The organism is Candidatus Pelagibacter communis (assembly GCF_001180025.1).
Taxonomy (GTDB): Bacteria; Pseudomonadota; Alphaproteobacteria; order Pelagibacterales; family Pelagibacteraceae; genus Pelagibacter; species Pelagibacter ubique_A.
In genome coordinates this window covers 1-4,405 of record NZ_CVSK01000023.1, presented here as the reverse complement: position 1 = coordinate 4,405, position 4,405 = coordinate 1, and the positions used below count along the sequence as shown (strand labels likewise).

Annotated in this window: 6 protein-coding genes; 4 read left to right on the top strand and 2 right to left on the bottom strand. The window is 29.9% G+C overall.

The window, feature by feature from the left end:
* Both AMN83_RS00365 and AMN83_RS00360 read left to right on the top strand, forming a co-directional pair.
* A partial coding sequence (locus AMN83_RS00365; protein ID WP_143323625.1) for an ABC transporter permease occupies nt 1-374 on the top strand: 374 nt, incomplete at its 5' end.
* A gap of 16 nt (nt 375-390) precedes the next feature.
* Complete coding sequence (locus tag AMN83_RS00360; RefSeq protein ID WP_075503416.1) at nt 391-1,395, top strand: Ldh family oxidoreductase; 1,005 nt, start codon at nt 391-393, stop codon at nt 1,393-1,395.
* On the opposite strand, the gene AMN83_RS00355 is transcribed toward AMN83_RS00360, so the two are convergent.
* Nucleotides 1,384-1,581, bottom strand: coding sequence for a hypothetical protein (locus tag AMN83_RS00355; RefSeq protein WP_023854060.1), 198 nt, complete (start codon nt 1,579-1,581; stop codon nt 1,384-1,386). The genes AMN83_RS00360 and AMN83_RS00355 overlap by 12 nt on opposite strands.
* Nucleotides 1,582-1,697: 116 nt before the next feature.
* On the opposite strand from AMN83_RS00355, the gene AMN83_RS00350 reads away from it, so the two are divergent.
* Complete coding sequence (locus tag AMN83_RS00350) at nt 1,698-2,657, top strand: transcriptional regulator (protein ID WP_075503414.1); 960 nt, start codon at nt 1,698-1,700, stop codon at nt 2,655-2,657.
* On the opposite strand, the gene AMN83_RS00345 is transcribed toward AMN83_RS00350, so the two are convergent.
* Nucleotides 2,654-3,505, bottom strand: coding sequence for a bile acid:sodium symporter family protein (locus tag AMN83_RS00345; protein ID WP_075503412.1), 852 nt, complete (start codon nt 3,503-3,505; stop codon nt 2,654-2,656). The genes AMN83_RS00350 and AMN83_RS00345 overlap by 4 nt on opposite strands.
* Nucleotides 3,506-3,601: 96 nt before the next feature.
* Here AMN83_RS00345 and AMN83_RS00340 point away from each other — a divergent pair.
* The coding region (locus tag AMN83_RS00340) for a phosphate acyltransferase (protein ID WP_075503410.1) at nt 3,602-4,405 on the top strand (804 nt) is incomplete at its 3' end.

Below are 4,405 nucleotides of genomic sequence, written 5' to 3'. Positions count from 1 at the left end.
TGGTCTCTTTATCAATTATGATTATTTCTGCTAGAGCCGGTGCTTCAGGAACACAACTATCAAAAATCCATGCAGCCCACTCATTAGGAGCTACTAAAAAACAAATTTTAAGACATGTAATTTTCCCAAATTCACTTCCTGAAATTCTTACAGGAATTAGAGTAGCTGTTGGTATGTGTTGGGGAACACTTGTTGCTGCAGAGTTTTTAGCAGGTACAACAGGTATCGGTTTTGTTGAAAATGTAGCTAAAAAATACTTCCAATATGAGGTGATTTGGATAACGATATTTATTATGGGTCTACTAGGTCTTTTATTTGATATTACATTAAGAAAAATAATAGATAAAACTATTCCTTGGCGAGGAAAAGGATAAATGTTAAGGGGATGAAATGAAAACCCCAGTTTTAAAAAAACAAGTCATTAAAATATTCCAAAAATTTGGTCTAAGTAAAGATCATGCTTTAATTTCTACTAATGCATTAATTAATGCAGAATTAGTTGGTGCTTATGGACATGGTTTATCTAGACTAAAGATGTACTGTGATCGAATTTCTAAAAAAGTAATTAATCCAAAACCAAGAATTAAAATTAAAAAAATTTCTAATTCAATTTCTCATATTGATGCAAATAATAGTATTGGTTTTGTTGCTGCTGATTTAGGAATTAAAACTGCAATTAAACATGCCCAAAAAACTGGAATAGGAATGGTAGCAATTAAAAATAGTGGTCACTATGGTTTATCTGGTTATTACGCTGAACAAGCGGTAAAAAAAAATTTAATTACAATGATCTATACAAATGCACCTCCTGCAGTTGCTCCGCATGGTGCATTAAAAACTTTATTTGGAACAAATCCAATTTGTTTTGGATCCCCCACTGGTTCTAAAATTCCATTCATTTTAGATACATCTATCTCAATGATTAATAGAGGAAAAATAAGAGTTGCAGCAAGAAACAATCAATCAATTCCTGAGGGAGTTGCTTTAGATAAATTTGGTAGACCAACTATTGATGCAAAAAAAGCATTAGCGGGAGTCCAATTGCCAATTGCAGGATTTAGAGGTTCAGGACTTGCTTGGATGGTAGATATTTTAAGTGGAGTTTTAACTGGAGGAAATCATGCAGGAAGAGTTAAAGATCCATTTGATGATTTTTCAGGTCCACAAAATATTGGACATTTATTTATAACTTTTAAAGCAAATTTATTTCAAAAAAATTACAACCAACGAATTAAAGATAATATTAAAACAATAAAAAAACTTCCTAAGATAAAAGGTGTTAAGGAAATAATGTATCCAGGACAAAATAAATATGCCCGATATAAAAATAACTCAAAAAAAGAAATTTCTATACCGGATATAATAAAGAAAGATTTGGAAACCTTAATAAGTTAACATCGTTAGAGCACCCAAAGAAACGATAACAGATGATAAAATTATTGTTCGTTTAACTTTTTCCTTCTTCTTTTCTTCTAGAAGCCTTTGCTTTAGAACATCCACATTAACTCTTTTTGGAGTTTCGACATATTGAGAGGGGGTCTCTACAATCTCAGATGTTCTATGTAAGCTTTCTGTACTCATATTTGTTTTATAGTTTTAATTTTAACCATTATTAGTTTAATTTTTACATACTAGGGTTGTCCATAATGGGTTGACTCTAATTTCACTTTTGTTCATATTGGGTTTTTTTTATAAATATGAATACTTTACCCAGTATATCTGCGCATATTGATGAGAAGATAATCAATAAAGTAATTCAAGATAATTTTGCCGCACTAGCACCCTCTTTTTTTACCTTAACAAGCAACTGGTTTGTTAGGGCCTACGATCATTACAAAGATATAGATAAATTCATCATCATTATATATCTGATAAATCTCAACCTTATATATTTCAGGCAAAATGGTGTAAAAATAGACTACAACACTTTTTATAAGGAAAATTCAATCGAGATTGAAAAAATTAACATTTCAGACATTTCCAAAGATCTAGGGGTACCTAAGGAGAGTATTAGAAGAAAAGTTTTAGAATTAGAGAAAGAAGGAACAATCAAAAGGTCTGGTAAAAAAATATTTGTCGTAAGAGATACATTGTACTCAGCTAGAGCAACTAATACGCTGACAGAGATTGCAACTATATTGCATGAATTTAATAAAATTTTAAAAAAAGAAAAATTAATAACTGAAGTTTATTCAGTTAATGAAATAATATCTGCGATGAAAGAAAATTTTTCTTATTGTTGGTATCAGTTTAATAAATTCTGGTTTATTTATATGAACAGATGGAGAGCTGAGCTTAAAGATTTAGAATATTTAGCTATCGGAATGGTGGTCATCATTAATGCAGTTAAAAATAAAGAATTTTCTCCAAGAAGAAACATCCGTTCATACCATAAAGCACTTATGGGCTCTGATACAAGAGGTGTAAATGCCATGTCAATTTCTGAGATAACTGGCATTCCAAGACCAACAGTTGTAAGAAAGCTAAAATATTTAATTGATAAAAAATATCTTCATATAAATGAAAAAAAATTAATTGTATTTGATGCTAAAGATAGTGCCTTTCAAAAAACAAGTAAAATGGTAAACCAGAATATGCTTAGTTTAAGTAATTTTATCTATAAAATCTTTAATCAAATAAGAATAATAAATCCTTAATTAGATTTTCTTAAAATATAAATAAAAATAAATCCGGTTATATACATGATTAGTGCATAAGCACCTGTAGGTATTGCATATAATATATCAGTACCAAATATTTGTGTAGAAACAAATAAAGCTAGTGTACCATTTTGTAATCCACATTCTAAAGCAATACATCTCATTTGTTTAATTCCTGAGGCAAATACTTTTGCAATGTAATAAGCAATAACCATCATCGATATATTTAATATTAAAGTAATCAAACCTGCTTGCGTGATGAAGCCTATAATATTTTCTCTTTCTTCATAAAAAGCCGCTACAAAAAAAACAGCAAACAAAACAATGTTGAGTTTATTAAATATTTCAACTTTAGAGGAAATGAAATTTTCAGCAAATTTTCTAATAATCATTCCTAAAATCACAGGTACTGTTACAACTAAAAACATTTTTAGAGCAATTCCTGTCATTGAAATATTTTGAGAAACTTCTGTTATCCCTAACATGTCTGCAGATGTAAAAATTATTAAAGGAACTGTAATTATACTTAATAAACTAATAACAGCTGTTAAAGATATTGATAATGCAACATCACCATCAGCAAATTTTGTCATTACATTAGATGTTACTCCCCCAGGTGCTGCAGCTATGATCATAACCCCTATTGCTATTTCAGGCGGTGTTTTTAAAATCAAAATTAATATGTATGCTACAATTGGAAGAATTATTAATTGAGAAATAAAACCAATTATAAAGTCTTTTGGTGCTTTGAATACTCTTCCAAAATCTTCTAGTTTTAATCCTAGGCCCAAGCCTAACATTATCAAAGCCAAAATAATTGGCGCAATTTTAGTTACAATCTCCAAATTTTCCCCCTCTGAATTGATTATATAAAGTTGTTAATTTGATATAAAGAAATTTTTTATATGTACATGTTCAGTTTTTTCACATAATGGTACAAAATGCTCTCAAACAAAGAAATTGTCTGTCCACATAACTTATTAGATTTAGCCCATAAAAAAAAAGGAGTTAAAGTTGCAATCGTAAATGCAGGCAAACCCTTGCCCATGTTATCAGTCCAAGATGCGGTTAACGAGAATTTAATTGAGCCAATATTTATAGGTCATGAAGTAGAAATTCAAAAATGTGCTCAAGATATTAAATGGGATATTTCTAATTATGAGCTTATCCATGAACCTGTAGAGAACGATACCGCTAAAATTGCTGCTAAACTTGCAAGTGAAGAAAAGGTTAAAATAATAGTCAAAGGACACATTCATACAGATGTTCTTATGAAAGAGGTTTTAAAACGTGAATATAATTTGTTGGGCAAAACAAGACTAAGTCATATTTGGCATATGAGTATTGGCAAAGATGATAAACCTATAATAATCACTGATGGAGCATTAAATGTATTGCCGAATGTAAAAACTAAAATGCATATCTTGAAAAATGTAATAAATTTTTCTCACAGAATAGGAATAGAAAGACCAAAAATATCTGTTTTATCAGCAACAGAAGAAGTTTTGGAAAGTGTACCAAGTTCAATTGAAGCAGCAGAAATTACAAAGTTAGCCAAAGAAGAAAATTTAAATGCTGATGTTTTTGGTCCTTTAGCATTTGATAATAGTATTTCAAAAAAATCAGCAGCAATAAAAGGAATTAAAAATTTAGTTGCTGGTGAGGCAGATGTATTGTTAGTGCCTAATGTAGAAACTGGAAATGCTTTGGTAAAAATGCTTATCTATTTTAGTGGTGCATGTGCC